Source organism: Mesorhizobium australicum WSM2073, assembly GCF_000230995.2.
GTDB lineage: Bacteria > Pseudomonadota > Alphaproteobacteria > Rhizobiales > Rhizobiaceae > Mesorhizobium > Mesorhizobium australicum.
This window is the reverse complement of record NC_019973.1, coordinates 5,540,763-5,567,169: the sequence shown is the minus strand read 5'-3', so window position 1 is coordinate 5,567,169 and position 26,407 is coordinate 5,540,763. Positions and strand designations below refer to the sequence as shown.

Here is a 26,407-nt window from a genome sequence, read left to right as displayed (position 1 = left end):
GGCAGCCCTATTCAATCGCGCACTTTTTCTATGGCTGTCGCGGCACGTCATAGGTTTCGAGCTTCACGCCCCTGAAAACCCCGACCGTGGCGCGTGCAGGCGGCTCCGGCTGCACATATTTGATCACTTCCTTGACGACGTCCTTGGCCGGCGGGGCCGGGACCGCCACGGGAATCGGCTTGGCCTTGCCCAACTCGTCAAGCCGGCTTCCAACGCGTTCCACAGCCTGGGCAAGCCCGGCAATCTTGTCGTCGGCGCGCTTGCGCTCGGCTTCCGCCAATGCGTCCGCGGCCGCTTTCTTGTCGAGCTCCGCCTGCCTGGCTGCGACGTCGGCCGGCGTTTCGCCGCTCAGGTCGGAAAGCGTAACCCGTTCGGTCGTCTCGCCCTTGCTGGCCGCGGCCTGGCGCAGCGCCAGCGACAATTGGCCGGCGCCTGCCGCCAGCGTCAGCTTTTGCGCGTCCCTGGTACTGGCCTCGAGCGTCACGGACTTCACCACCGTCGGGCTGTCCTTGCTTTCGTCGGCCACTTGGTCGATGGCGAGCACCTTCATGCTCTGCAGCAGCACATCGACGAAACTCTTATCCGTACCATCATCGCCGCGCGCCGTGCGGGTGAGTAGAATATCGACCCGGTCGCCCGGGAAGACGAAGCCGGCGACGCCGAGCACGTCGTTGACGCGAATGGACACGGCCTTCATGCCTTCGCCGAGCACCGCCGAAAGTGTGGCGCGCTGGCCGGGGCCGGTGATTTTGGTGGCAAGAATCGGCTCATTGACGCCGATCGCTTGCAATGCCTGCTTGGCACCGTCGCCAGCTAACAGGTCTTTTGTTGACTTGAATGCCCCGGCTGGAACCGCGCCCGCCGGCCATGCGACTTCGCGCAGTTTATCTGCGCTCAGAGCGTCACCGAACTTCAGTGGCATTGCCGCAACCACGACCGTGCTGCCTTGTACGACCCCCGTTTGCGCCATGGCGCTTCGCTGGCCTGCAAGCCAGATATTGACCAGCACAACGGCCAGAACGCCGAACACGCCGGCGAGAACGATCATGATAAGCGTATTGGCGCGCATGGCCCAAACCCCGAAAAGGCAGCAGAACGGCCGAGTGATCTGAGTGTTTTCAGGCCCGGATTTGATCCGGGCCTGAAAATCGGAAGTTGATCAGGTACCGACGCCCGTGGCTGCGACGCAGGTGCCAGGCCCATTGTCGAGGGCGGTGCAGAGGGCGGAGAACCGGGCGTTCACCCATTGGCCGATCGCGATGACGGTAAGGATCGATGCAACGGCGATAATGCCGATAAGGATGGAATACTCGACCATGGCAGCGCCGTTTTCATCGTCGCGGAACTGCCGGGTCATCGTCATGAGCTTCTTCATGTCAATTTCTCCCTTTGGAGGTTGGAACCCGACGAGACAGAGCCAAGGATGAACTCCATACCCAAGCATCCCCCGTCATCGCGATCCTAGGTCTCGAGGATTTGCGGAGTCAAACGGGATTAACGGTTCCTTAACTTCCCAATACATGAAATTCCGAATTGAAATTCGCCTTAATTATCAGCAAGAGCTTGATTCGTCTGATTTTTCAAGCGCCCTTAACCATTCGTTCACAATTATGCATATGTCCTAATAGAACGGTAGCTAATTTAGCAAAATAGCATATCCCTTTATATCTAAGGGGTTATAGCCAGATATGGAGTGGATTCCGCTGTTGGAGCTCCCAAGGGCCACACGGCGCTCTGGAAGCTTATTCACTCAGTCATAGTTGGCAGCGCGGGGGCATAAAATAAAAACGATATTTTTTCGGGGCGCACTTTAACTATGTTGAAAGTATTGACCAAGCGCGAGGCACCACGGCGCTTGTGCCCTGATTGGTTAACGTTTAGTTTCCGCTAATGTAGGGCTAGGGGAGCATAGGCGATTATGCTGGGGCGGTTCATCAAGGGGGCAAGCGAACAGGCAGTGACAAAGGTCGAGTCGCCGGCGGTCACGCCTGTTGCTCAGCCCCTTTCAACCGTCGCTGATATTGAATCGCATGGCGAGGATTTTCTGACGCTCAAGGTCGAGATTCATCGCCATCTTATCGATCGGTTCAACCTGACCGCACTTGAAAGTGCTTCCAAGGATGAGATCCTGAACGAGATCCGTCCGATCGTGCGTGAGTTCGTTCGAAACCGGAACGTGCCGTTGAACGCACGCGAACTCGATCAATTGACCAGCGACACCGCCGACGAGATGCTGGGTCTCGGGCCGATCGAACCGCTGCTCAAGGACGATTCCATTACCGATATTTTGATCAACACCCACAAGCGCGTTTTCATAGAGCGGCGTGGCATCGTCGAAGAAACGCCAATCCGATTTCGTGACGAGGCGCATCTGCTGCGGGTCATCAACAAGATCGTTTCGGCTATCGGCAGGCGTGTCGATGAATCCTCGCCCATGGTCGATGCCCGCCTGGAGGACGGCTCTCGCGTCAACATCGCGGTGCGGCCGATTTCGGTGGATGGCCCGCTGGTATCAATCCGCAAATTCTCCAAGAACCCCTATTCGCTCGAGCGTTTGATGGCATTCAATTCGATCCGGCCGCCGATGATCGAGCTGCTGCGGATCGCCGTCCAGGCGCGCAAATCGATCCTGGTTTCGGGCGGCACCGGCAGCGGCAAGACGACGTTGCTCAATGCCTTGTCGAGCTACATACCCTCGAAGGAACGACTGATCACCATCGAGGATGCGGCCGAACTGCAATTGCAGCAGCCGCATGTCGGCCGGCTAGAGACGCGGCCACCCAATGTCGAGGGGAGGGGCGAGGTGCGCCAGCGCGAATTGCTGAAGAACGCGTTGCGCATGCGGCCGGACCGCATCATCGTCGGCGAGGTGCGCGGCGAGGAGGCCTTCGACATGCTGCAGGCGATGAACACTGGCCACGAAGGCTCGATGACCACCATCCACGCCAACACACCGCGCGATGCGATCTCGCGGCTCGAGCAGATGGTCGGCATGGCCGGCATGCCGATGACGCACGACTCGATCCGGGCGCAGATTGCCTCCGCCATCGACATCATCGTCCAGACGCAGCGTCTTTCGGACGGCGGCCGGCGTGTCACCTCCATATCGGAGCTGACTGGCATGGAGGGTAATGTCGTCCAGCTTCAGGAAATCTATCATTTCGTCCGCCGTGAGGTCACAGCCGAGGGCAAGGTCGTCGGAGACTTCCGCGCAACGGGCGTTCGTCCCCGCTTCGCTCCGGAGGCCGCGACGCTTGGCCATCATTTTGCCAAGGACGCCTTCAACCCACAGGTTGCCCTCTGATGCCGACCGGTCAAGCTCTGCTGTACTTCATCTACATGCTGGCGGCAGCTTCGGTCATTCTCGCCGGCGAAGCCCTGTATCTTTCATTTGCCGGCCGCCGCTCCCGGTCCCTGGCAGTTAACCGCCGATTGAAGCGGCTCGCTGGCGACGTCCCGGCCGAACAAACGTTACAGGGGTTGCTGCGAGAACGCGGCCTCACGGACTCGGGCGATTTTCTTTTCGGTATGGTTTGGTTGAACAGGCTCTATACCCAGTCCGGTATCACCGGAAATCCATTGACCTTCGCCGCAACATTTCTGCTTGCAGGGCTGGCGGTGGCATTGCTGCTGGTATTCTTCAATTTTTCCGCTTTGGCATCGCTCATCGTCTTTCTGGTCCTAGGGCTTGTCCTGCCGCTTCTCGTTCTCCGGCGTGCCCGCAACAAGCGAATCCGGAAATTCGCCAAACAGCTGCCGGATGCGCTGGACATGATCGTTCGTTCGCTGCGCGCCGGACACCCGGCTTCGGTCGCGATCGGTCTGGTCGCGCGCGAAATGCCCGATCCGCTCGGTACCGAGTTCGGCATCGTCTCCGACGAGATCACCTTTGGCCTCAGCATCGAGCAGGCCGTGCGAAAGCTTTCGCAACGTGTCGGCTTCGAGGGCCTTCAGCTGCTGTCGGTATCGCTGTCGATCCAGGCCAAGACGGGCGGCAATTTGACCGAAATTCTCGCCAATCTTTCCTCGGTTCTGCGTGAGCGGCAGAAATTGCGAATGAAAATCAGGGCGCTTTCAGCTGAAGGTCGCGTCTCCGCGTGGATCATTTCCTTGTTTCCTATTGTGATGTTCTTCACACTTCAAATCCTTGCCCCGGCCTATTACGGCGCCGTCTGGGGCAACCCGCTGGTCTTCCCGATATTTCTGCTTTTTGGGTTGTGGGCGCTGCTTGGCGACTTCATCATGTACCGGATGGTTACTTTCGATTTTTGACAGGGAGCGACGAACAAAATTGTTTTCGAACATTCAGGACCTGGGCTTCTTGGTGTCCATTGCCGTCTTTGTGGCAGCGGTGTCTTTCTTCCTGTTCGGTGCGCTTGTCTTCCTGCCGGCTCTGCAGACACGAAAGCTCGTCGCACAGAGCCTGATGGGCGAAGGAATTACAGATCGCCGATCGATGCTGGGACAAGACCAGCTTGCCAAGCTTGCGGCGCAACGGCCGGTCGATGCCTACTTCAAGTCGATCGAGAAGGAGCGGGAAGAGCCCAATGCCCTCGAGGCGAAACTCTTTCGCGCCGGCTTTTATCAAGCAAGCGCACCGCTGACTTATACGCTGTCCCGCCTTGTCGCGGTATGCGTTGGTTTTCTGGCAATGTATGCGATCCTGTCGCGGGTTCTGCCGCCGAACCTGCCGGGTTTCATCACTCTTGCCGGTTCTGCCCTGTTCGGCCTCGCCTGCATGATAGTTCCCTCCATTCTGCTCGACCGTTTCGAGAACAGCCAGAAACAAATCTATCGTCGGGCATTCCCCGACTTCATGGATATGATGATCACTTGTGCCGATGCCGGCATGAGCCTGGAGGGGGCAGTCGAACGCGTCAGCCATGAAATGGCCGCCACCCACAAATGGCTGGGAATACAGCTGTCGATCATGAATTTGCAACTGCGCGCTGGCAAGCCGCTGCGAGAGGCGTTGCGCGAACTCTCGGACCGCATTGGCCTTGATGAGGCGAGGGCGCTGGCCGTGCTGTTCCGGCAGTCTGAGGAACTTGGCACCAGCCTCACCGACGCTTTGCGTGTTTATAGTGCGGAGATGCGTGGGCAACGAATCCTGAGTGCCGAGGAACGGGCCAATTCTCTTCCCGTCAAAATGATGATCCCGTTGGGGTTGTGCATCTTCCCGGTCGTCATGATGGTCATCATGTTGCCGGTGATAATTCGGATGAAAGGCATTTTCTTCTAAATGGGTATATGCTTTGATTCTAAAATAGAGTCGCAGGACTCTTGGGGGATAAAAATGACAGGGCCAACGCGCCTCGCAACCGTCGTCGCTGCCAGTCTGTTGTTGGCGGCGCTTGCCGGCTGCCAGACAAACGGTGCGGACACCACTGGTGGGGTCGTGCGCACCAACGAACCCTCGAAAGGCGATGTGACGTCGTTTGGCGACGCCTTCGACGGATTGAAGACCGTCAGCGACGTCGAATATTATGCCTCGGACCAGGCCGTCGCGGAGGCCAAGAACCAGTTCCGCGCCGAAAACTACGGCAATTCCGGCGCCTTGTTCTTCAAGGCGACGCAACTGGCGCCCAATGACGGCGGCGCCTGGATGGGCTTGGCCGCTTCCTGCGACCGCATCCACCGCTTCGACCTTGCCGACCGCGCCTATGGCCGCGCGTTCAAGCTGATGGGGCCGTCGCCCGAATATTACAACAATGTCGGCTATTCCGATCTGCTGCGCGGCAAGCTGCAGGATGCACGCAGCAATTTCCTCAAGGCCTATGAATTGGCGCCCAACGATCCGACCGTCGCCAACAATCTGAAGCTGCTCTCGTCCAGCGTGCAGAACATCGAGCGCTGAACGTGCTGCTGACTGAAGCGATAGTGCTCAAGATCCTGGCCGCGGGCCTGCTCGCACGGATTGCCTGGCTCGACTTCACCACCCAGAAAATATCCAACCGCGACGTGCTGCTGCTGCTGTGCCTGGGACTTGGATCGCTCCTGCTTTTGTCGCTTCAATCCAGGTCCTGGTGGGATATGGGCTTGAGCGCGATGGCCGGCCTGTTGCTGTTTCTGGCGCTCTTCCCATTCTGGTTGCTGCGCAAGATCGGCGCCGGCGACGTCAAGCTGCTGGCGGTCGTGCCGCTTCTGATCGGCGGTAGTGGCCTGACGGTATTTTCGCTGCTGCTGCTGGTATTCGCGCTCGCCACGGCCCTGGTCGTGAAAAACCCGCTCCTGCTGCCTCAAAGTGCCTTCCGCGTCTACGTCCAGCATCTCGATCAGAGGGGTGTGGTGCCTTTCGGCGTGCCGATTTCGGCGGCCGCGATCTGCACGATAGCGCTCCAGATCTACTGGAGTTTTGTCCTGGCCAACAGCTCTGGTATCCTCGGCCAGCTCAACTAATCCATCGTCGCCATGTGCATGGGAAGATCGTTTGGGGCTGGTGATCCCGTCCGAACGGACCCTGCCGTTCCCGTCAGCTGACAGATCCACCGCCGCCCACTGCACGCAAACCAAGGCGCGCGGAAAGCGTTCGCATCGGCACAAGATCCCATCCATGAGAATTTGGCTGAAGAGCGTTTCACTCGGAACATATCCGGGAAAGACAGGTTTGGTGGAAGCAGTACACAACCAAAGGAGATGCTCCAATGATCACCAAACTTCTCTCCGCCACCGTGCTTACGGTCGCTCTGGCCACGTCGGCAATGGCACAGTCGAACGGCACCGGATCCGGCAATGGTTCAGGCTCGACGTCCGGCGCCACCAGTGGCGGCAATGGGACCACGACCGGCACTGGCGTCGGCACAGGCTCCGGTGCGACGACCACACCCGCCGACCCAAGCACGACAAATTCGACAAACTCGACAACCAAGTCGAACGGCATGACCGACCGTTGCAAGGATGCCGCGGGCAACGACATCGACAACAACACCGCCAGCGGCAACACGACGTCGAACATGCAGAACTGCAACAAATGAGCCAGTGGCTCGGAGCGCCGCCCGAAGTCGTTCTTCTCCCTGGGGCGACTGATCGGGCGGTGTTCTTGCTGCAGGGGCGCCGCTGAGCCGCGATGGCGTCAGGAACGCCGTCCGCTCGATCGGGTTGGCAGGCGCGTGCCGGACCTGCATTCCTTCATCACAAGAAATCGTGACATGCTGGAAAACGCCCGCCGTCGCCGTGCGGGAGAACCGGCTCATCATGACCAGTCACGCAAGATCATGGACGGTTCCGGAGGCCGGCAAGCTGGTTCCGGTAGGTCGCTGGACATGAAGTATGTTCAGGCGTGGTGGAACATCGGCGATCAACTGTCGTTGACACGCTCGTGAGAGAAAGGACCGTCCATGTCAAAATTCCAGGCTGCCACTCCGGATCGTCTGCGGCAACTCAGGCTTGAAGCGTCGGCTTACTTCACCCCGATGATGCTGCACGAGGCATTGCTGCGCCTTTCCCATGCCTGCGGCGGTGAAAGCCTTGGGCGGTTCGAGAAGGCCATGGTCGATCAGATAGAGGCGACGAAGGACGATCGGCCCGATTTCGAAACGATGAAGGAATTCGCGATCGAGCAGCTTTATGCCTTGATCCGCGAAGCCAATGAGTCACCAAAGAAGAAACAGTCGCTGGAGAAGATGGATACGCGCAGGACGCCTGGCCGCTCCGAAGAACCGCAGACGCTCGAGGATCAACTGCAGGCCGGGTTGGAGGACTCTTTTCCGGCAAGCGACCCACCCGCGGTGGTGTCCACGGCAATTCCAGGCGGAGCAAAGAAGCTGGTCGGGACCGACGAGGTCCTGAAACAGCAGCGAGAACAGGCCGCCAGAGAAGCCCGCCAACCATAGGGCCTAGGCATGGCTGCATACCGGGCCTTGCAGCCATGCGCCGGTGTGACAGCGCATGGCTCTCCGCATCAAAGCTTGACAGCGGTTTCCCGTGCCCACAGCCGCAGTTTGCGGCAAGCCTCTATAAACGTCTTCACGGAACCTGCGGTATCAAGCCCGATCAGCCCCTCATCGGCATCGGGCGCCACGCCCGCCTTGGCCAGGAGAGGTTGGGCCGCCGCTGTGAAGCCGATGAATTTGCAATGCGCGAACGCATCTGACACGAAGTCCTTCGCGGCCGCCTCGTCGAGCAGCATCTCGGCACCCTCCTCCGAGAGGAGCAGCACCACGGCGTCGAACAACACAGACGGGCCGCCGTCGATCATGTGTCTGGCCTCGATGTGGGTGCCGTCGGCCGCATCGACGCCGCCCACCTTGGGCGCGATCACCTCCATCACCGCGCCCTCCGTTTCGATGGCGGAACGGAGCTCTTCGAACAGCGCGGGGTCGGTTCCATTGCTGAGCAAGACGCCGACCTTGCGGCCCTTGAAACTGTCAGGCCCGTTCTCGATGATGCTGAGCGCCGGCGAAGGCGGCAGGTCGTCGCGCGTCGGAACGGCTGCCTCCGCAGGGTCGGGCATATTCCGAATGCCGAGCTTGTCGGCGACGGTGGTCGCCAGGGTTTCGTCGATGTTCAGCAGATGCGAAACCATGCGTTCGCGGATCGCCGGTGCCTGGACCTTGCTCAATTCGAAGGTCAGCGCCATGGCGATGTGGCGCTGCTCCGGCGGTGTCTGGCTGTTGAAGAATTGCCGGGCCTGGCTGTAGTGATCGGCGAAGCTTTCCGCGCGCAGACGCACCTTCTGCCCGTCTTCGGCATCGGCGAAGGAACGAAAGCCGCGTTGCGGATCCTCGCGCGGTCCCAGCCCCCATGAATTCGGTTCATAGTTGGCGCGACCGACAGGATTGCGCATAGCCATGTGTCCGTCCTGTTGGAAATGGGCGAACGGGCACTTCGGCGCATTGATCGGGAGATGGGTAAAGTTCGGGCTGCCCAGCCGTTTCAACTGGGTATCGAGATAGGAGAAGTTGCGGCCCTGCAGAAGCGGATCGTTGGAGAAGTCAATTCCGGGCGGCACATTCTGCGTCATGAAGGCAACCTGCTCGGTCTCCGCGAAGAAATTATCCGGCATCCGGTCAAGCACCAGCCGCCCGACCGGGATTGGTTCGAGCACCTCTTCAGGAATGATCTTGGTTGCGTCCAGAATGTCGAAGTCGAAGCTGTCGGCAAACGCCTGATCGAACAATTGCACCGTCAACTCCCATTCCGGGAAATTGCCGGACTGGATGGCGTCCCACAGATCGCGACGGTGAAAGTCTGGATCGGCGCCATTGATCTTGACCGCCTCATTCCAGACCACCGATTGCATGCCGAGCTTTGGCTTCCAGATGAATTTGACGAAGGTGGATTCGTCTTTCGCGTTGACCAGGCGGAACGTGTGGACGCCAAAGCCCTGCATGAAGCGGAAGGAGCGCGGGATCGCGCGATCCGACATGATCCACATCACCATGTGCATCGATTCCGGCATCAGGCTGATGAAGTCCCAGAAATTATCGTGAGCGGTCTGGGCTTGAGGAAAGGCCCGGTCCGGCTCCTGTTTGGCGGCATGGATCAGATCGGGAAACTTGATCGCGTCCTGGATGAAGAAGACCGGGATATTGTTGCCGACCAGATCCCAATTGCCTTCCCTGGTGTAGAGCTTGACCGCGAAGCCGCGGACGTCGCGGGCGAGATCGAACGAGCCTTTGTTGCCGGCAACCGTCGAGAAGCGCACGAAAGCCGGTGTCTTTTCGCCGGCCCTCTGGAAAATATCGGCACGTGTGTATTTGGCCAGAGACTCGTAGGTCTCGAAGTAACCATGCGCGCCGTAGCCCCGGGCATGGACGACCCTTTCGGGAATGCGTTCGTGGTCGAAGTGGAAAATCTTCTCGCGAAAATGAGAGTCCTCGATCAGCGCTGGTCCGCGTTCGCCGATCCGCAATGTGTTTTGATCGTCGGAGACGGGTGTTCCGAGCGCCGTGGTCAGGGTGGGCGTCTCACCCCCGGCGATCTGGTGCAATTCCCCGCCGTTTCCGCGCGCGCTATCCGGTTCCTGACCACTTGCCGATTGGCGAGCGGAGCGACGGGCGGATTTGGCCATGACATATCCTCGTTTTGATGCCGGAGGGGGGTGGAAGTACTCAGGAGGTCAAACTGCCGGTGCGCGGCTTTGTTCCCGTGAAAGAACCGGCGCGCGCGCGTGCATCGCCCAAGGCGACATCCCTATCGCGGCGACGGCATGGGCCGATTGGGTAAGATGCCCCCGCTGCGCGGAATTTCTGAAGAGTTGTCTTCAGCGCGAGGAACGAACCAAACTTCCATGCATTTAGCAGGGGCTGCGTTCATACACTCTTCTTCTGGGAGCTGGACCATTGTCATCCGGAGGCTACATTTTGGCCGACCAAGAAACCAATGAAGTTTCCATCGTTGAGCTCATACCCGCCATGCGGGCTTTCGCGCGCACCTTCTGCCGCGTCCCCGACGATGCCGACGATCTGGTACAGGAGACACTGACCAAGGGTCTCGCCAACATCGACAAGTTCGAACCCGGCACACGCATGAAGTCGTGGCTCTTCACCATCATGCGCAACACGTACTACACCCGGGTCAAGATCGCTGCCCGGGAAGCGCCAGGCCTGCTCGACTGCGCATCGTCCCGACCGATTTCGGAAGCCACCCAGGAATGGAGCGTTCAAAGCAAGGAAGTCCACGCCGCCATACAAAAGTTACCGGAACACCAACGCGAGGTTCTGATGCTGATTGGCGTTCTGGGGGTGAGTTATGAAGAAACGGCCGAGATATGCGGCTGCGCGGTGGGGACGGTAAAAAGTCGGCTGAACCGTGCCCGCGCCAATATTCTCGAGTTGCTTGGGGAGAGTTCGTTGCAGACACTAATCGAAAGACGAAATCATCTATCGGATGGTCAACTCGATATGGAGGGTGACAGCCGCAGATAATCAGTTCTGCACGTCACGTCGACGTTTCTCAACCAGCGCGTTTTGCAACTCCATGGCCAGCCTGGTTAGCCGGTCTGGAATTTTTTCCTGCTCTATGGCGTCCAGGAGAGAAGTGATCTCCTGATCCATGGCCAGACCGAATTGCGGGTCCGCGGTATCGTCGCTCGAATGAGACATCCATATTCTCTTGATAACCAGCAGTCCCTGACTTTAGTGTGGTGACAAACGCCGGACATTACAAGGCGATGTCCGCCGCCGGCAGGGTTGCCGCCAATCCTTGCACAGCTTTATTTCCTTGGCCTTACGCTGCAGGCAAAGGACATGGGGTGACGGCGTTCTTCGGCGCCTGGTCGGCGGCATGATCCTGATATTGATCGGACTTGACGAGATTGCGGTCCAGCCCGCGCTCATCGCCGTGCTGCTTCACGCGGCCGATGTTTCTTGGCGCCGGGTGCCATGATTTCCTCCTTCGGGTCGGTGCCGATCTTCGGCGCCTCTGGTTCGACGTCCGAACTGGCGGCGCGCAGTAATGTTCCGCCGCCTCGAGCAAGTAGGAAAGCCTCGCCATCCCATGACCGAAACGGCTTCTCGCCATTGATGACGACCCGCATTTGGTGAGCTTCCGCCAGGCGGCCGACATCAGCGCGGTCCCACGAAAGCGATCCGCGATAGGAATAGTTCAGCAAGGCGAGCCAGCCAGGCCGTTTCAGAACGCGTGCGATCTCATCGAAATGCCCCTCGGCCATGCCCGCCAGAACCAGATAAGGAAAGCTGTCGACCGCCAGCACGCAATCGAAACTGCCGTCGTCGAATTCGCTCAAATCGAGACCGGAGGTTTGCCGCAACTCGACATTGCCCAGCGCGGCGCACCGTTCGGAGGCGATGGAGATCATCCGCGAGGATATATCGATGCCGATCATGCGGTTGAAGGAGTTGGAAAGCGCATGCTCGAAACGGCCGATGCCACAACCAATGTCCAGAATATCCCGGCGGGTTCCGGAGAAGTCCTGCTGCTTGAGCCAGGCGACGACTTCGTCGGTCGTGGCCGAGAGCCTTTCCTCATCCCCTAGGGATGCGAGCTGGACACTTGCTGTCTCCGAAATCGCTGCCGCCGCATCGAAGCTCGAGGCCAGCCGCGTGACGACGGCGGCACCGGTCTCCCCGTCGTCGCGTGTGTGCCGAACGGCCGCTCCCGTCGCTCGCAATGTGGCAAAGATATCTGGCTTGCGGCGAAGCAACCCGGCTACCTCTTGCAGCCTTTCCGCGTCTCGCGCATTCGACGGAACGATATCCAGCACGATCTTTGCCAGGTCCGCCGCCCTGATCCCCGTCTGCAGGTGAAGCGCCAGCCTGGCGACGACTGCTTCGGCGCAGACACCATCCGCCATGCAGTCTTCAACAGCCGATCTGATCGTAGTGCGGCGCGGAGCGGATTTTGGCTTGGTTGCAGGCATGGTATCAACTCCGCGTCCAGACCCTGCGCATCGTCCACCTGTCGATGGCGCCCCAGCCATATTTGTAGGCTTCCTGGCCGCGCAGGAAATCGAACTCGCGCGCACCTTCGCGGATCGATTCCGCGATCGCGTGGCCGATCAGGATCGCCCCTGGGCTCTCTTCGGCATAGGCGGGGTCGAAGCCCCCGAGATAGGCATAGGCACGACCGCGATGGTGGAAGCCGTAATAGGCCCCGACCGTCCTGCCATCGATTGCCAAAAGCCAGCATCGGACCAGGCCGCGAGCGTCGAGCAAGGGAAGTGAGCGCCTGTGGAATTCCTCTGCAGCCGCGTCGGCCAACACGCCACCTCCGTGTCCGGCCCAGCGCGCGTCGTGCAGGCGGATCAACTGATCGAGGAAGGTTTGGGGATCGCCCCGTGCCGACGACAACGCGATCCGGCCGCGTCTGGATGCGGCCTGCCGCGCCCGTCGCAACTGGCGCCGGCGCCGGGAGGGTACACAGCCTGCAAGGGTATCGTCTCCGGCGATGGCGAGCACGGGGCAAGCACCATGAGCGGCTGGCCGCCCCGCCTTCAGATCGGGATGCGCAATCGCAAGACCGGCGCCGCCTTCAGGCAAATCCGACAGGATCCACTGCGACCAGCCGACCGAGAGGATCTTTTCGGCAACAATGGCCGCGACCTGGTCTTCGGTGCCGGGAACACACAGGATATCCAGATAGTCGCTGAGCGAAATGCCGACCGGAAGCAGTTTCGAGCCGGCGGTTCGGTGCTCTAGATAAAGCGGCGCTAGCCCTATCAGGTCGCTTCCGCGCCAGACCGCGACCGTCGCCAGGTCGCCGGGCCCGAATGTGCGCCACCATGGCACCAGCCACGCAGGAGATTGAAACGGCGTCGCCGAGGAACTCTGCTCCCACAGTCCCCACCAATCCGTCGCAAGCGCATCGAATTGCGCCGGATCATCGATGATCTGACCGCGCAACACAGGCTCGCTCACGGCGTGACGGCGAGGCGCCCGGCATCGGTGCCAAGTCGCGCCAGCGCCTGATAGGCATCCATGTAAGACGAGATCATTCGCTCCAGCGAGAACCGCCGTCGCGCCTCGGCGCGGCATGTCTCGGCGTCCAGGCTTGACGCCGCAACGATGGCTTGTGCCATCTCGTCGATCGTATTGACGAGAAAACCGGTCTTGCCGTGCTCGATCACGTCCGGAAGCGCACCATTCGGAAAGGCGATCACCGGTGTGCCGCAGGCCAGCGCCTCCATGGCGACAAGGGAGCTGGTCTCGGCGGCAAGGCTCGGGATGACCAGACAGCGTGCTGCGTTGAGAAAGCGCCGCTTGGCGGTGAAACCGAGCGGACCAAGAAAGCGGCGGCGGCCATCGAGGCGAGGTTGGACCTCGTCGTGAAAGTAACGCGTGTGCGTTTCATAGGGATAGACCTTACCGCCGACAACCAGCGGTACACCTGCCTGCTTGGCCGCGTCCAGCGCCAGGTGGATGCCCTTTTCCGGGCAGATGCGGCTCAGGACCAGTGCGAAGTCGCGCTTCGGCTGCAGCAGGCTGAGCGCCTCTATGTCTACTCCATTCGGAATTGGCGGGGCCAGTTTGGCGCCGGGTGGCGCGGTTTTCTGCTGGGCGGCCGAGACTGCATGAAGCCACAGGTCGTCGCGCGTCGGCTGCAAGGCCCCGGCCGGATACCAGTCCAGCGGCAGGTGAAGGGTCACCAAGGTCGGGCCATCGTCGGGCAGATAGGCATCGAAATCGATGCCATGCAGATGAACCACATTGATCGGCCACCTGGCGCGGGCAGCGGCGATCGCGGTTCGATGAGCCTGCTGCGCGCGGCTCTTCGCCACCTCGTCGAGTACGCCGCCTTCCGCCGGAATTTCCACAAGCGTGCCGCTCGCGCTGGAGCCCCGGCAGCCGACGACGATAGACCGATGACCCGCGCCGACCAGTGCCCGATCGAGCATCGACAGGACCTGTTCGGCACCCCCGACCGCATCCGGTCCGACAGGCGCGAGGGGATAGGCGACGTTGAGGACGGTGAGCGTCATGGCCGGCCGAGCCATGGTGCGGGATGGGCGCAGGCGGTTGCGCACGACCTGGTGCCGATCTCGAAGGGGCCGAGAGCCTTGACTTCGGTCAGTGCCTCCGATGATCGCGGACCGGGTCGCATGAGAGCCTCACGCAGCCGAGGCCCGCTGCGTCGGGAGCGAGGCGGACGTCATGCCGGGCGCGTAGCGGCGGATCATCGTTGCACAGAACTCGGCGAATTCCTCGGGTACCAGCGGAGGGCTGGTGTGGTGAGGCATCATTCCGCGATGCTCGGGCGTGAAGCAGAAGGTGACCGTGACGTCGAAAGCGGCGAGTGCTTCCATCTGTCGGTCGAACCAGTCCAACGCATTCGGCCTGAAGCTATCGGCCCAGGAAAGCCCCGTGCGCATATTGGTCACGCCGAGCCGCTTCATCCAGGCGACGGCATCGTCCAGCCGCGGGTCCTCGAAATGAAACCACTGCACCAGGCCCATTGCGGGTGTGTAGCGTAGGAATTCTTCCAGCGCCGGTTTTGGCGTACCGTCCTGGCGCAGCAGCCCCATGTGGAAATGGCGGTAATAGGAAGATCCCTCCGCCTCGCGGTGCCGCGTCGTTGCTTCCCATTCGCGCGGAAGGTCATAGAGGCTGTACCACTGGATTCGCGGTGCGTTGCCGAGCAGCAATTCGGCGGTGCGCTTGAGCCCCCAGACCTGTATTTCCTCGGCCCCGAAGGTCGATACGCCGACCTCGCTGACCCAGATGGGGAGGTCGGTGACGGTCGCGATCTCACCGATCTTCTGCGGCCATTCCTGAATTTGCCACAGGTTCCAGTCGAGGGGAAAGCCGTGAACAGCGACGGCGTCAACATGGTCCAGCACGCCGAATTCCTTCATGCGCGTGATAAAGCCGGGGTCTATCGGCGAGATGCCGCCAAGCATTTTTGTCAGAGCCGGGTTCTCGGATGCGATCGCGTCCGCCGACAGGACTGCCATCCTGGCAAAGCGGCTCCAATCGGGGTCGAGCTCGGGGTCCCAATGCGATTTGTTGTTGGGCTCGTTCCAGATCATCGCGGCTTCAATCATGGAGCTTTCCTTTCGACGGATATATCGCGCCACCGCCGGCCGGATCGCCGGCAGCGCGGCAGAAATAGACCTCCTGCTCGGGATGCAGAACGATCTCGAAACCGGCGCTGCGCAGCATCGCTTCGGTGCAGGCCCGGTTCGGTATCCACCAGTTGGTCGGATCGTCGGCATAGCGGTGTTCGATGAAATGCAGCTTGGGAAATTCCGGCTGGTCGAACAGATCATGCGTCCAGAAATGATAGTTTTCTTCCAACGCGGGCAGGTCCTTGCTGCCGCGCTGCATGGACTGAAAGATCAACAGGTCGCCGGCGACGTGCTCACGGATCAGGTCGAGTGCGAGCAAGGGGTGGCGCAGATGGTAAAGCACCCCCATGAACAGCACGACATCGAATGTCTCGCGCAGGGCACCGACGTCGTAGACCGACAACTTCTGGAATTCGATATCACAGTCCGCGATCTCGGCGGCAAAGCGGGCCTGCGCCAGATAGGCCTCGTCGAAATCGATCCCGAGGACACGGGCGGCGCCTCGCCGTTTCATCTCGATCGAGTAGAAGCCGGCATTGCAGCCAATATCCAGCACGGTCTTGCCGGTCAGATCAGCGGGTATGGCATCGGCGAATTTGCGCCATTTGATCAGCGGGTAGTTGCCGAGAAAGTGGTCGGGCGCGGTTTCGACGCCGGCCAGGTCCATATTGTGGAACCACGGGCCGAGCGCGTCGATGCGCCGGCGGATTTCGGCATGGGAATGCAACATGGTCAGGCTCCTTCACCCGGAACGACAGGCACATGCGAATGCGCGCCGGGCATGATCGTTGCGGGCTGGTGATGAGCTGACGGGACGCCGTTTTCAAGCAACCGCAGAGCTGTGCGATACCCATTGAATGTACCGACATCGACATAAGCGGACCCTGCCTTGACACCATAGGCCACACCCCCGCCCGCAAGGTAGGCGTTGATCAACGTGCCGATATATTCGTCACGACCATCCCGCTCGCGCCAGAGTGCCGCAAGCCGATGCAGGATATGGCCGGGCATCTTGAACGCACCCCAAACCCAGTTCGTGGCGGCGTCCTGCCGCTTGACCTGGATTTCGATCACCCGCTCGTCATCATCGGTAACGACGGCGTCGAAGAATTCCGGGCTATCCACCGGGAAGAGCAGAAATGAAAGCTGATCGTCAGGCAAGTGACAGAAGCCGTCCTCGGGAAACCAGATAGTGTCTGGAAGGCCGACGAGGACGACCTCGTCGGGCGCGACGAGGGGCGCTGCCCGGAAAATCGCATCGCAGAGACCGACGGGTTGAGGCTGCACCACGAAGAGCGCTGCCGCCTCACCGTAGCCGGCGGCATAATATTCGAGGATGTCGGATTTGCCCGATCCGATGATGAAGCAAATCTTGTCGACGCCGGCCTGGACCATGCGCCGTACCAGATACTCGCTCACGGCGCAGGGACGTTCGGTCTGTCCGTCGATCCTGCTGCCGACCGGCAGCAACTCCTTCGAGAAGCCGAGCGGTTGAATGCGGCTGCCGCGTCCGGCAGCGGGCACGATGCCCAACATCAGACTGCTTCCTTCATCGGTTCGCCGACTGGGTTTCGCAAGGCATCGGCCAGGATTTTGTCCAGTTCCGCTGCGCGTTTGGCGGAAGTGTGCTCGCCCAAGACCCGCTCGCGGGCTCGCCTTCGAATGCCGTCGAGTTCGAACTCCGGCAATTGCAGTGCCGCGACCACATCTTCCGTATCGCGCGCCAACAGCACTTCGCGGCCGGGTTCGAAAAATTCCGCGAGGCCTGGCCATGCGTCGGTGACGATGGCAGCTCCACACGCGGCCGCTTCGAAGAGCCGTCCCGAGGGGCACCAGCCCTTTTGCGCCATCGCTTCGCGGGTGACGTTCAGTGTCAGCCGCGACGAGGAGAAGAACGCCGGATGGTCGGCGGGTGGCAGATGCCTGACGAAGAAGATGTTGTCGCTCCATGGGAATTCCTGCGGATATTGTGCGCCGCCGATGATGAAGCGCTGGTCGGGCAGGCGCGCGGCCGGGCGAACCAGAAGCTTTTCGACGCCGGCCTGGCGATCCGCCGCGTAGGTTCCGAGATAGGACAGATCACCGGCGAATTCGGCCCGCTTCTCTGCCGGCCGGTGCTGATCCGGATCGACATGCCCATAGAGCGGCATCACCTGGCGCGCGCCCAGCACCGCCTTCAGCGCCTCGATCGCCGGGCCGCCGGTGTAGCTCAGGACGAGATCGTAGTCGGCAAGGCCTTCAGGTCCGAAATAGGGCGGACGCTCACCTTGTTCGACGCGGGCAAGCGTGACTGGAGTATCGAGATCGTAAAAGACACGCAGTCCGCGGCATGCCTGCTGCGCGAGGCGCGAAGCCTCGACGGCGTCGGGACAATAAGAGGTGACGACCACGACATCCGCTTGCTTCATCGCCCGTTCCGCGACGCGGCGGATGTCCTCCCAGTCCGGATAGATGACGACGTTGCCTCCATCGAGCTGATCCAGATCGCGGGTCCCGGCATAATAGGGGGTGTCGCGTTCGAAAAAGGTGATCGACCAGCCCAGCCGGGCGAGGGCGCGGATCAGCCCCCGCCACAGCGTGGCATGGCCGTTTCCCCATGAAGACGTGACGGTAAGACCGAAAATGACCATCCGCATGGGGAATTTCCTCGTCAGGCAGCTTCGTTCAATCGCAGGAGCTTCGAGCCCCAGTCGCCCGATACGATCGTCGTGATCGAGGCGGGATCGATGTCGAACCGAAAGCAGTCGCCTACCGGCAAGCCAAGCACCTTGCACACGGCGGCCTTGATCACATCGGCGTGGCTGATCAGGGCGACACATTGGTTCTGACGCAGCTCGCGGACGCCGTTCATCAGCGAGACGATGCGCTCCTGGACATCCAGCATGGTCTCGCCGCTCGGTGTCCTGGCCTCCTGCCGCTGATCGTTCCACGCGCGCCAACTGGCATCGCCGTTCAATTCGTCGAAAGTCTTCCCCGACCAGTCGCCGAAGTCGATCTCGTCGAGTTCGGCGCGGATCGCGATTTCGCCGACACCGCAAGCGAGAGCGATCGGAACCGCCGTCTCCTGCGTGCGCTCGCGCGGGCTGCATAGAATGGCTGCAATCGTCTCACGGGCCATGCGGCCGCCAAGCTGCTCGGCTTGAGCCTTGCCGGCCTCGCCGAGACATACGCCGGCCATGCGGCCCGCAAGGTACGAGCCGACATTGTCGTGCGCCGCATGGCGGATCAAAAAGAACGTCGTCGTCATTCCGCGGCATCCAGCAATGGCTCGTCCTTACCGGCGATGAAAGCGAGCGTGCGCTGGCGCGCTTCGGCGTCGGTGAACTGTTCGGGTGGCGATTTCATGAAATAGCTGCAAGGACCCGTCAGCGCCCCGGCAATGCCGCGGTCGAGCGCGAGCTTGGCGCAGCGTACCGCATCGATCACCACGCCGGCTGAATTGGGCGAATCCCACACTTCCAACTTGAGCTCGGCATTCAGCGGCACGCCGCCGAAGGTCGTGCCTTCGACGCGGATGTAGGCCCATTTGCGGTCGGTGAGCCAAGGCACGTGGTCGCTGGGTCCGACATGGATGTTGCCCGGCTCCAGGGGAACATCGAGCTGGCTGGTTACCGATTGCGTCTTGGAGATCTTCTTCGATTCCAGCCGCTCGCGTTCGAGCATGTTGAGAAAATCGGTGTTGCCGCCGAAATTCAGCTGATAGGTGCGATCGATGCGCACGCCGCGCTCGCGAAAGAGATTGGCCAGCAACCGGTGCACGATGGTGGCGCCGACCTGGCTCTTGATATCGTCGCCGACCAGCGGCAGCCCACGTTGCTCGAAGCGCCGGCGCCATTCCGGACGCGAGGCGATGAAAACCGGTATGCAATTGACGAAGGCACAGCCGGCCTCGAGCGCGCATTCAGCGTAGAAGTGCGTCGCCTCTTCCGAACCCACCGGCAGGTAGGAGACCAACACATCGGCTCCGCTGTCGCGCAGGATCTCGCTGACATTGGCAACCGGTTCGGGCGCTTCTTCGATTTCGTCGCGCAGATATTTGCCGATCCCGTCAAGCGTCGGCCCGCGTTCGACGAGAACGCCGGTCGTCGGCGCGTCGGCAAAGCGGAACGTGTTGTTGGGGGGAGCGTAGATCGCATCCGCGACGTCACGGCCGACCTTGCTTTTGGCGACATCGAACGCACAGACAATTTCGATGTCGTCGACGTGATAGCCACCGAGATCGGCATGCACGAGCCCCGGGATCGGTTCGTTGCTTTTGGCATGACGATAGTAGGAGAGGCCCTGCACCAGGGAGGATGCGCAATTGCCCACTCCAACGATACCAACACGAACTTTTTTCGATCCCACGAAACTGCCGCCCTATGCTGTTCAAAGGTAAGTTCCTTGCGCCGAACCGCCACCGTGCCGGAATGTTCCTTGGCTTGGTCAAAAATTGCGCGAAGCAGCATGGATCGAAGCTGGGCGCGCCGCGTTGCCCGCACGGCAAGCACCGGAAATCGACCAATGATCGTCTACGGCGACCACAAGCGGACCGAGAATGCACGACAGCTTCAGGAGGCGGCGATCGAAATGGCCCAAGGCCTCGATCGCATGCCTTGCGGCATCCGGCGCCATGCCGCATTGGTCGGGCTGTTCGTCAGCGTGTCGGAACTGGTCCAGGGGCTCGCGGATGTCGACTTCAAGGCCCGGGGCGTCGACACCAATTCGCCTTCGCAACGGCAAGGCGCCAGGCTGCTGGTCGGGCTTGCGGCAGAGGTGGCGAGGTCGTGGCGAAGCGGGTTCGCCGTAGACGGTGGCATCGACCCGCGACTTCTCCAAATGCTGGCCGGGCTCGATTGCAAGGCAGAGGTTTTGACCGGCTCGGCCGAGGGCTACGCGCACTATGCCCTTTATCCAGAGAGTTATCTCGGCGCGGCGCGGATATCAGGTCTCGATGCGAACACATGCGTGATCGGCATCCGCAGCATCGGCCTGGGGCTCGCGGCCATGGTGGCGGCCGCGATCGGTGCGCCGGCGCCCATTAGCGTGCGCCCGATCGGGCATCCTTTCGATCGGCGCCTCAATGCCGATCCGCGTTTGGTCGCGGCCTGGAGGAACGAGCCGTCGGCTCGTTTCGCGGTCGTCGACGAAGGTCCCGGCCTGTCGGGAAGTTCGGTCCACGCCGTCGTCGCGTGGCTGAGAAAACAGGGCATCGATACGGACCGCATTCACCTGTTCCCCAGCCATTCGGGCGATCCGGGCGCCGAAGCGTCGCCGGATGTTCGGGAGACATGGGGGCGCTGCCGCAGGCATGTGGCGATGACGTTCGAACGCACCTTCCCCGAAAGCTCGCAAAGTCCAACGCTGCGCGATTGGGTAGCCGAGGCGGTTGGCAGTCCGAAATTGCGCTTGACCGAAATATCCGGGGGCGCGTGGCGCTCCCTTCACTACGCCGACGAAAAGCGCTGGCCACCGAGCACACGCGGCACCGAACGGCGAAAGTTCCTGGCCTCCGCGGGTCAAGGTCGCTGGCTTGTCAAATTTGTCGGCCTCGGCGAAACCGGGCTGCGCAAGATGCAAGCCGCCAGGATGTTGCATCAAGCCGGATTCGGACCGCAAGTCATCGGGGTCTGCCACGGTTTTCTGGTCGAACGGTGGACCGATGGAACCACGATGGATCAGCTGCCGCTGTCCAGGCAGAGACTTGTCGCGGCGTTCACACGCTATCTGGCCTGGCGTGCGACCAATCTGCGGACCTGCGAAGCCGGCGCATCATTGCTCGCCCTCGCGGAGATGGCGGTTCACAATGCTTCCGAAGCTTTGGGCGAAAGCCAGGCGGCTAGACTGCGGACCTGGTTCTCGAAGCAGACGCCCGCAAAGGTGTTGGAACGGGTCGAGATCGACGGCAGGCTTCACCCCTGGGAGTTTCTGGTCGGTTCCGATGGTACGCTGATTAAGACGGATGCAGTCGACCATTGCCGGGGACACGATCTGATCGGCTGCCAGCCGATAGAATGGGATATTGCCGGCGCCTGCGTAGAATATGACTTGTCCGAAGCCGAGGCGGCGACGTTGATCGGCGGCATGGATAACCGCATGGATGGCCGCATCGACACCAGGCTCATCGATTATTTCAAACCTTGCTATTTGGCGTTTCAGCTCGGGCTGTGGACCATGGCCGCCCAATCCGAGAATGGCTGGGAAAGAGCAAGGCTGGAGGAGACGGCAAACCGATATGAGGCAGGGCTGACACGGTTCCTGGGCCAGGCCAGGGCCGATTAGTCTGCGTCAATCCAGCCTGCGCAGCATGTCTGCTTCCTGCTCGAGAATACTGGCCACCTCCTCCCGCTGCAGATGCGTCATCATCAGGCTGACACAGCACTCCAGATAGGTGATTGAGGCTCGCCGCAAATACGCAGCCGTCTCTCGTTCCGCCATCTTGTCGATATCGGTCCGAGATCGCTTGGGGTGCATGAGGAGGTCCTCCATATGTGGTCCTCCTGTCAAACCAAAAGCTTGCCTGGATGTTCCCGCGGGAATCGATGCGAAGATGTGACCGCGGTCCGGCATCAGGCAGGGAGGTTCTGCAGCCCGCCTGACGTGGGTCTCGCCCTTGTGGAGCGTCCTGCCATTTGATCGCCGATCGAGCCGCCTTCAAGCGTGGCGAAATAGCTGATCGTCCGCGCGAGCCCCTCGGTGAGAGGCACTCTTGGCGTCCAGCCGAGCAGCGTTTTTGCGCGCGAGATGTCGGGCTGCCGGCGTCGAGGATCATCCTGCGGCAGCGGCAGGAACGTCATGTCCGATTTGGTGCCGGTCATAGCCTTCACCAATGCCGCCAGTCGCACAATGGTGAATTCGCCGGGGTTGCCCAGATTGACGGGCTTGCCCGGATTGGGATTGATATCCATAAGGCCCATCAACCCATCCATCAGATCGGAGACGTAGCAGAAGGATCGCGTCTGCATGCCGTCGCCGAAAATCGTCAGCGGGCGCTTCTCGAGCGCCTGCATGATCAGGTTCGAGACGATGCGGCCGTCCGCCGGATCCATTCTCGGCCCGTAGGTGTTGAAGATGCGCGCGACACGAACGTCGGCCTTGCCGGCTCGCAGATAGTCGAAGCAAAGTGTTTCGGCGGTGCGTTTGCCTTCGTCGTAGCAGGCGCGTGGGCCGGTGCAGTTCACATGGCCGACATAATCTTCCCTCTGCGGATGTTGCTCCGGATCGCCATACACTTCACTCGTGGAGGCCTGCAGCAATCGCGCGTCGTTGCGGGCGGCGAGTTCGAGCAGGTTCAACGTTCCGATGACGCAGGTTCGCGTGGTGTGGATCGGATCGGCCTGGTAACGCGGCGGCGAGGCGGCGCAGGCCATGTTGAAAATGCGATCCACCGGCTCGCCCAGGTCCAATGGCCGGCAGATATCCTGCTCGATCAGCCGGAAACCCGGCTGGTCCATGATCGCGTTGATGTTCTCCATGCGACCGGTAAGAAAATTGTCGGCGCAGATCACACGCCAGCCATCGCGTAACAATGCTTCGCAAAGATGCGAACCGAGGAAGCCCGCGCCACCGGCGACGAGCACCGTCTTTGCCCTTTGCGCTTTTTTTGTTTGTCGCATCGCGATTTTCTCCTGTCTGCCAGTCATGCTGCACTTCCGATATCGAGATCGACGACCACCGCCCCCTTTTGCGTAAGCGCCGTGATGAATTCGCGAGCCCTGGCCGCACCGGTGTGGGAGGCAAGGACGAGTTCGCGTGCCCGGTCGGCCATGGCGAGACGTGTACGAGCCGATTCCCGGGACAGGATCGCGACGACCTCGTCCGCCATCCTGGCCGTGTGGATCGTCGATGCGGGAAAGAAGCTGTCGAGGCCTGGCCAGCGGTCGCTGATGATCGGCGTGCCGCAAGCCGCGGCTTCGAAAAGGCGCACGCTGGGCGACCATCCCGCGGCAATCATGGAACTGCGTGTGACGTTCAGGGTGTAGCGCTGACGGCTATAGAATGCGGCATGATCGGCCGGCGGCAAGTGTTCGATGCGCTCGACATTGTCGGGCCAGTCGATGTCGGACGGATATTGCGAGCCGGCCACGACGAAACGCCGATCCGGCATGCGCCGTGCAGGCTCGAGCAGAAGCGCGTTGAGCGTGGCTTGCCGGTCGGCGCTGTAGGTGCCGAGATAACCGAGATCCCAGCCGATCGGATCGGCGGTGCGGTGATGCCGTTCCGGATCGACCGAACAGTAGAGCGGCTCGGCGCGGCGTGCGCCGAAGGTCTGCGTCAGATCGGCAAGCATCGGGCCGCCGGCAAAAGAGAAATAGATGTCGAAGTAGGGGATCTGGCGCCAGCTCAGATAATCGCAATCGTCCGCCGACAGCTTCGCCAGGGTCACCGGCGTGTCGATGTCGTAAAAGCAGAGTTGTCCTTTGCAAAGTGAAGCGACGGTGTCGATCACCGCGCGCCCTTCCGGTACGAAGGAGCCGATCACCACGACATCGGCCTGTTGCAGACACCGCGCGTAGTCGCGTTGCAGTTCCTGCACGGTTTCGTAGTAGCGCAAGGCGCAGAAATCCGGATCGCGCAAATCGCGGTGATTGGCGTACCATGGCACATCGCGCTCCAGAAAAGTTACGCGATGGCCGAGTTGGTGGAGGCCTTTCAACAGACCTCGAAAAGTGGTGGCATGGCCGTTTCCCCAGGACGAGGAAAGCGACAGGCCGAGAAAGACGATGTCCAACTGCCTGGTCATTCGGCTGCCTCCACGGTCCCGTGCGTCAAATGCCGTTTGAAGACCGCATCAGCCACGGCCGCCCGCAATGCGTAGGTATGATCGGCGAGAACGCGTCGAAGTGCGGCCTGGCCGATCGCCTTTGCCCGAACTGGGGTCAGCGCCTGCATGATTTCGGCGACATCGCCGCCGTCGCGCGCCACAAGGATCTCCTCGTCGGGCTTCAGGAACAGCTCGACGCCGAGCCAGGCATCGGTGATCAGGCAAGCGCCGGCGCCGGCCGCCTCGAAGACACGCGTGGCGGGTGAAAAACCGTTCGCGGCCATGCTGTCGCGGCTGATGTTCAGCACCGCCTTTGGCGTGACATTGAAGGCGTTGTGATCGCGGGTGCCGACATGGCCGAGCCAGCCGACATTGGCGGGGAGCGGCTTGTCGCCCCACCCAGATCCGCCGAGCAGAAAACGTTGTTCCGGCAGCTGGGCCGCGGGATCGAGGAAGAACGATCCCACCCGCGCTTCACGATCCGGCAGCCTGTTTCCGAGGAACGCCAGATCGCAGGCAAAACGCGCATTGCTGGCGACCGGGTGGTGCGTTTCGGGATCGAGCGCATTGTAGATTGGCACGCACTCGTTCGCGCCCATCGCACGATAGGCCCAGACTACGGGATCGCCGCCACCATAGGTCAGCACAAGGTCGATTTCTTGCAGCGCACGATGCAGCGGGTGGTCCGGCTCGTCGCGCAGCTGGGCGAGTGTGGCCGGCGCGTCGACGTCCCAGAATACAATGAGCGCATCGCTGCGCGCGTGGTCGAGCACGGCGCGAAGCAGCGCCTCGTCCTCGAAGCCGACGCCACTCGCCTTGACGACGATATCGGCTTCGGCGGCACGCGCCGCCACCTGCATCAGGGCATGGTGGGTTGCCTCGTAGACGACGACAGAGCACCAGTCCGGCGCCTCGATGTCGCGGTTCTTCTGCCGGTCATAGACGTCAGGCTCATAGAAGGTGATTTCGTAGCCCAGTTGCGAAAGCGCCTTCAGCAATCCTCGGTAATAGGTCGCGGCGCCGTTCCAGTAGGACGACAAAAGGCTCGATCCATAGAATGCGATCTTCATGCTGCGGCTTCCTTTGCGGCGGTCAGCTCGGCGGTGTGCAGGGTCGTGCATTGCCAGAGCACGTCGAACAACTCGTCGACGCGGTGACGACAGGTGTGCCGCGAGCGGATGGTCTCAAGACCCGAGGTCACCAGGGAGGCCGCAAAATCGGGATCGGCCAACACCGCCTGGAGATGTTGCCGCATTTGCGATCCATCCTCGGCAAACAGGAAGTCGATGCCGGGCCTGAAAAGCTGCTCGACGTCGGACCAAGGCGCTGAAATCAGCGGGATGCCGCAGGCAAGTGCCTCGAACATGCGGATCGTCGGAATTCCGGGCAAGCCTTCACGATAAGGACGCCGCGGGATGTGCACGGTGACACGATGCGCGGCGAACACCTTCGGCACGTCGGCATTGGCGATCCACCCTTCGTAGCGCAGACCGGCGGCTGCCAGATCGGCAAGTGCCGGCTCGGGATAGCGGACCCCGTGAACAGTGGCCTGAAGACCGAGATCGCGCACTGGTTCGATCAGGAATTCCTGGATTTCGGCCGTCCGCTCGTCATCGCCCCAGTTTCCGATCCAGACCAGGTCGGACGTCGCGTGGATTTCTGGGTGCGGTTTGAACAGCCGATCGTCCGCCGCTTCATGCCAGGTGAAGACGCGCTTGCCCCAGCCGGCGCGCAGATAGCTCTCGCGCAGCGCTTCGCCAAAGGCGAGAACGCCATCATAATGTTCCAGGCGGAGCGCCGAGATTGCCTCGGTGGCCGACACGGCGCGGTGATGGGTGTCGTGAAACAGCAAGGTGAATTTGCCGCCATCGGCCCGGGCACGGCCGATGCGAGCGACAAGCTCCGGGTCGGTCCATTCGTGGACGATCACCACGTCGGCCTCGGCGATCCAGGCTTCATGGTCGAACCCGGCATCGTAGGTCACCGGCATCAATTCGGGGAAATCCTTGCGAAAACGTTCGATCGCGAAGGATCCCCTCTCGGCCAGCAGGTTCGATCGGCTCCAGCCGTCCGCCGGCTCCAGAGCGATGGCCTGATGCCGGCGCGCCACCAGTTCGCGCATGACGCCGCGAAGGAAATGGGCATTGCCGTGGTTCCAGTCGGAGACGAGCGAGTGGGTGTAGAACAAGAAGCGCATG

General features: G+C 61.3%; 28 protein-coding genes. 10 read left to right on the top strand and 18 right to left on the bottom strand.

The features are described from left to right. Positions 1–28 precede the first annotated feature (28 nt). Both cpaB and MESAU_RS26805 read right to left on the bottom strand, forming a co-directional pair. Entirely contained in the window at positions 29–1,069 is a 1,041-nt protein-coding gene (gene cpaB / locus MESAU_RS26810) for a Flp pilus assembly protein CpaB (RefSeq protein WP_015319174.1), read from the bottom strand. Between the two features lie 90 nt (positions 1,070–1,159). Further along, positions 1,160–1,375 (bottom strand): Flp family type IVb pilin, encoded by a 216-nt coding sequence (locus tag MESAU_RS26805; RefSeq protein ID WP_015319173.1) that lies wholly within the window; start codon positions 1,373–1,375, stop codon positions 1,160–1,162. A gap of 543 nt (positions 1,376–1,918) precedes the next feature. On the opposite strand from MESAU_RS26805, the gene MESAU_RS26800 reads away from it, so the two are divergent. The 8 genes from MESAU_RS26800 (at position 1,919) to MESAU_RS26770 (ending at position 7,832) form a co-directional block, all read left to right on the top strand. Further along, on the top strand, positions 1,919–3,304 hold the full coding sequence (locus tag MESAU_RS26800) for a TadA family conjugal transfer-associated ATPase (RefSeq protein ID WP_015319172.1): 1,386 nt from the start codon (positions 1,919–1,921) through the stop codon (positions 3,302–3,304). Further along, on the top strand, positions 3,304–4,272 hold the full coding sequence (locus tag MESAU_RS26795) for a type II secretion system F family protein (RefSeq protein ID WP_015319171.1): 969 nt from the start codon (positions 3,304–3,306) through the stop codon (positions 4,270–4,272). Before MESAU_RS26800 ends, MESAU_RS26795 begins: the two co-directional genes overlap by 1 nt. A 19-nt stretch (positions 4,273–4,291) precedes the next feature. Further along, on the top strand, positions 4,292–5,242 hold the full coding sequence (locus MESAU_RS26790) for a type II secretion system F family protein (RefSeq protein ID WP_015319170.1): 951 nt from the start codon (positions 4,292–4,294) through the stop codon (positions 5,240–5,242). 54 nt (positions 5,243–5,296) lie between these two features. After that, positions 5,297–5,857: a tetratricopeptide repeat protein gene (locus MESAU_RS26785; RefSeq protein ID WP_015319169.1), complete on the top strand. Its 561-nt coding sequence runs from the start codon at positions 5,297–5,299 to the stop codon at positions 5,855–5,857. A 2-nt stretch (positions 5,858–5,859) separates the two neighbouring features. After that, positions 5,860–6,399: a prepilin peptidase gene (locus MESAU_RS26780; protein ID WP_015319168.1), complete on the top strand. Its 540-nt coding sequence runs from the start codon at positions 5,860–5,862 to the stop codon at positions 6,397–6,399. Between the two features lie 245 nt (positions 6,400–6,644). Then, on the top strand, positions 6,645–6,974 hold the full coding sequence (locus MESAU_RS26775) for a hypothetical protein (protein WP_015319167.1): 330 nt from the start codon (positions 6,645–6,647) through the stop codon (positions 6,972–6,974). A 174-nt stretch (positions 6,975–7,148) separates the two neighbouring features. Next, on the top strand, positions 7,149–7,322 hold the full coding sequence (locus MESAU_RS31345; protein WP_157163672.1) for a hypothetical protein: 174 nt from the start codon (positions 7,149–7,151) through the stop codon (positions 7,320–7,322). Between the two features lie 15 nt (positions 7,323–7,337). After that, positions 7,338–7,832, top strand: a complete 495-nt coding sequence (locus tag MESAU_RS26770) for a hypothetical protein (RefSeq protein WP_015319166.1) — start codon at positions 7,338–7,340, stop codon at positions 7,830–7,832. Positions 7,833–7,900: 68 nt separating this feature from the next. Here MESAU_RS26770 and katE read toward each other — a convergent pair whose 3' ends face one another. Next, positions 7,901–10,012, bottom strand: a complete 2,112-nt coding sequence (katE, locus tag MESAU_RS26765; RefSeq protein WP_015319165.1) for a catalase — start codon at positions 10,010–10,012, stop codon at positions 7,901–7,903. A gap of 292 nt (positions 10,013–10,304) precedes the next feature. Between katE and MESAU_RS26760 the strand changes: the two genes are divergently transcribed. Further along, positions 10,305–10,868, top strand: a complete 564-nt coding sequence (locus MESAU_RS26760; RefSeq protein ID WP_015319164.1) for a sigma-70 family RNA polymerase sigma factor — start codon at positions 10,305–10,307, stop codon at positions 10,866–10,868. Here the strand turns inward: MESAU_RS26760 and MESAU_RS30515 are convergent, their stop codons facing one another. The 10 genes from MESAU_RS30515 to MESAU_RS26715 form a co-directional block, all read right to left on the bottom strand. Beyond that, on the bottom strand, positions 10,869–11,045 hold the full coding sequence (locus MESAU_RS30515) for a hypothetical protein (RefSeq protein WP_015319163.1): 177 nt from the start codon (positions 11,043–11,045) through the stop codon (positions 10,869–10,871). Positions 11,046–11,275: 230 nt separating this feature from the next. Further along, entirely contained in the window at positions 11,276–12,256 is a 981-nt protein-coding gene (locus MESAU_RS26755; RefSeq protein WP_224683415.1) for a class I SAM-dependent methyltransferase, read from the bottom strand. A 70-nt stretch (positions 12,257–12,326) separates the two neighbouring features. Next, complete coding sequence (locus MESAU_RS26750; protein ID WP_015319161.1) at positions 12,327–13,307, bottom strand: GNAT family N-acetyltransferase; 981 nt, start codon at positions 13,305–13,307, stop codon at positions 12,327–12,329. 8 nt (positions 13,308–13,315) lie between these two features. Further along, on the bottom strand, positions 13,316–14,380 hold the full coding sequence (locus MESAU_RS26745) for a glycosyltransferase (protein ID WP_015319160.1): 1,065 nt from the start codon (positions 14,378–14,380) through the stop codon (positions 13,316–13,318). A gap of 129 nt (positions 14,381–14,509) precedes the next feature. Continuing rightward, positions 14,510–15,442, bottom strand: a complete 933-nt coding sequence (locus tag MESAU_RS26740; RefSeq protein WP_015319159.1) for a glycoside hydrolase 5 family protein — start codon at positions 15,440–15,442, stop codon at positions 14,510–14,512. Further along, positions 15,435–16,196, bottom strand: a complete 762-nt coding sequence (locus MESAU_RS26735; protein WP_015319158.1) for a TIGR04290 family methyltransferase — start codon at positions 16,194–16,196, stop codon at positions 15,435–15,437. Before MESAU_RS26735 ends, MESAU_RS26740 begins: the two co-directional genes overlap by 8 nt. 2 nt (positions 16,197–16,198) lie before the next feature. Further along, a complete protein-coding gene (locus MESAU_RS26730; protein WP_015319157.1) occupies positions 16,199–17,002 on the bottom strand; it encodes a sugar phosphate nucleotidyltransferase in 804 nt (267 codons plus the stop codon). Beyond that, entirely contained in the window at positions 17,002–18,102 is a 1,101-nt protein-coding gene (locus tag MESAU_RS26725) for a CgeB family protein (RefSeq protein WP_015319156.1), read from the bottom strand. The genes MESAU_RS26730 and MESAU_RS26725 overlap by 1 nt, the downstream gene beginning before the upstream one ends. A 14-nt stretch (positions 18,103–18,116) precedes the next feature. After that, entirely contained in the window at positions 18,117–18,713 is a 597-nt protein-coding gene (locus MESAU_RS26720) for a histidine phosphatase family protein (RefSeq protein ID WP_015319155.1), read from the bottom strand. Continuing rightward, complete coding sequence (locus MESAU_RS26715; protein ID WP_015319154.1) at positions 18,710–19,813, bottom strand: inositol-3-phosphate synthase; 1,104 nt, start codon at positions 19,811–19,813, stop codon at positions 18,710–18,712. The genes MESAU_RS26720 and MESAU_RS26715 overlap by 4 nt, the downstream gene beginning before the upstream one ends. 600 nt (positions 19,814–20,413) lie before the next feature. On the opposite strand from MESAU_RS26715, the gene MESAU_RS26710 reads away from it, so the two are divergent. Next, positions 20,414–21,727 carry a hypothetical protein gene (locus MESAU_RS26710; RefSeq protein ID WP_245262904.1) on the top strand — a complete coding sequence of 438 codons (1,314 nt, stop codon included), beginning with the start codon at positions 20,414–20,416 and terminating at the stop codon, positions 21,725–21,727. Positions 21,728–21,733: 6 nt separating this feature from the next. Here MESAU_RS26710 and MESAU_RS26705 read toward each other — a convergent pair whose 3' ends face one another. From MESAU_RS26705 to MESAU_RS26685, 5 genes are all read right to left on the bottom strand, one after another. Next, complete coding sequence (locus tag MESAU_RS26705; RefSeq protein ID WP_015319152.1) at positions 21,734–21,934, bottom strand: hypothetical protein; 201 nt, start codon at positions 21,932–21,934, stop codon at positions 21,734–21,736. An 80-nt stretch (positions 21,935–22,014) separates the two neighbouring features. After that, complete coding sequence (locus tag MESAU_RS26700) at positions 22,015–23,061, bottom strand: UDP-glucuronic acid decarboxylase family protein (RefSeq protein ID WP_015319151.1); 1,047 nt, start codon at positions 23,059–23,061, stop codon at positions 22,015–22,017. A gap of 23 nt (positions 23,062–23,084) precedes the next feature. Beyond that, entirely contained in the window at positions 23,085–24,188 is a 1,104-nt protein-coding gene (locus MESAU_RS26695; protein ID WP_015319150.1) for a CgeB family protein, read from the bottom strand. Further along, positions 24,185–25,279, bottom strand: coding sequence for a CgeB family protein (locus MESAU_RS26690; protein ID WP_015319149.1), 1,095 nt, complete (start codon positions 25,277–25,279; stop codon positions 24,185–24,187). The genes MESAU_RS26695 and MESAU_RS26690 overlap by 4 nt, the downstream gene beginning before the upstream one ends. Next, entirely contained in the window at positions 25,276–26,406 is a 1,131-nt protein-coding gene (locus MESAU_RS26685; protein WP_015319148.1) for a CgeB family protein, read from the bottom strand. The genes MESAU_RS26690 and MESAU_RS26685 overlap by 4 nt, the downstream gene beginning before the upstream one ends. Position 26,407 lies beyond the last annotated feature (1 nt).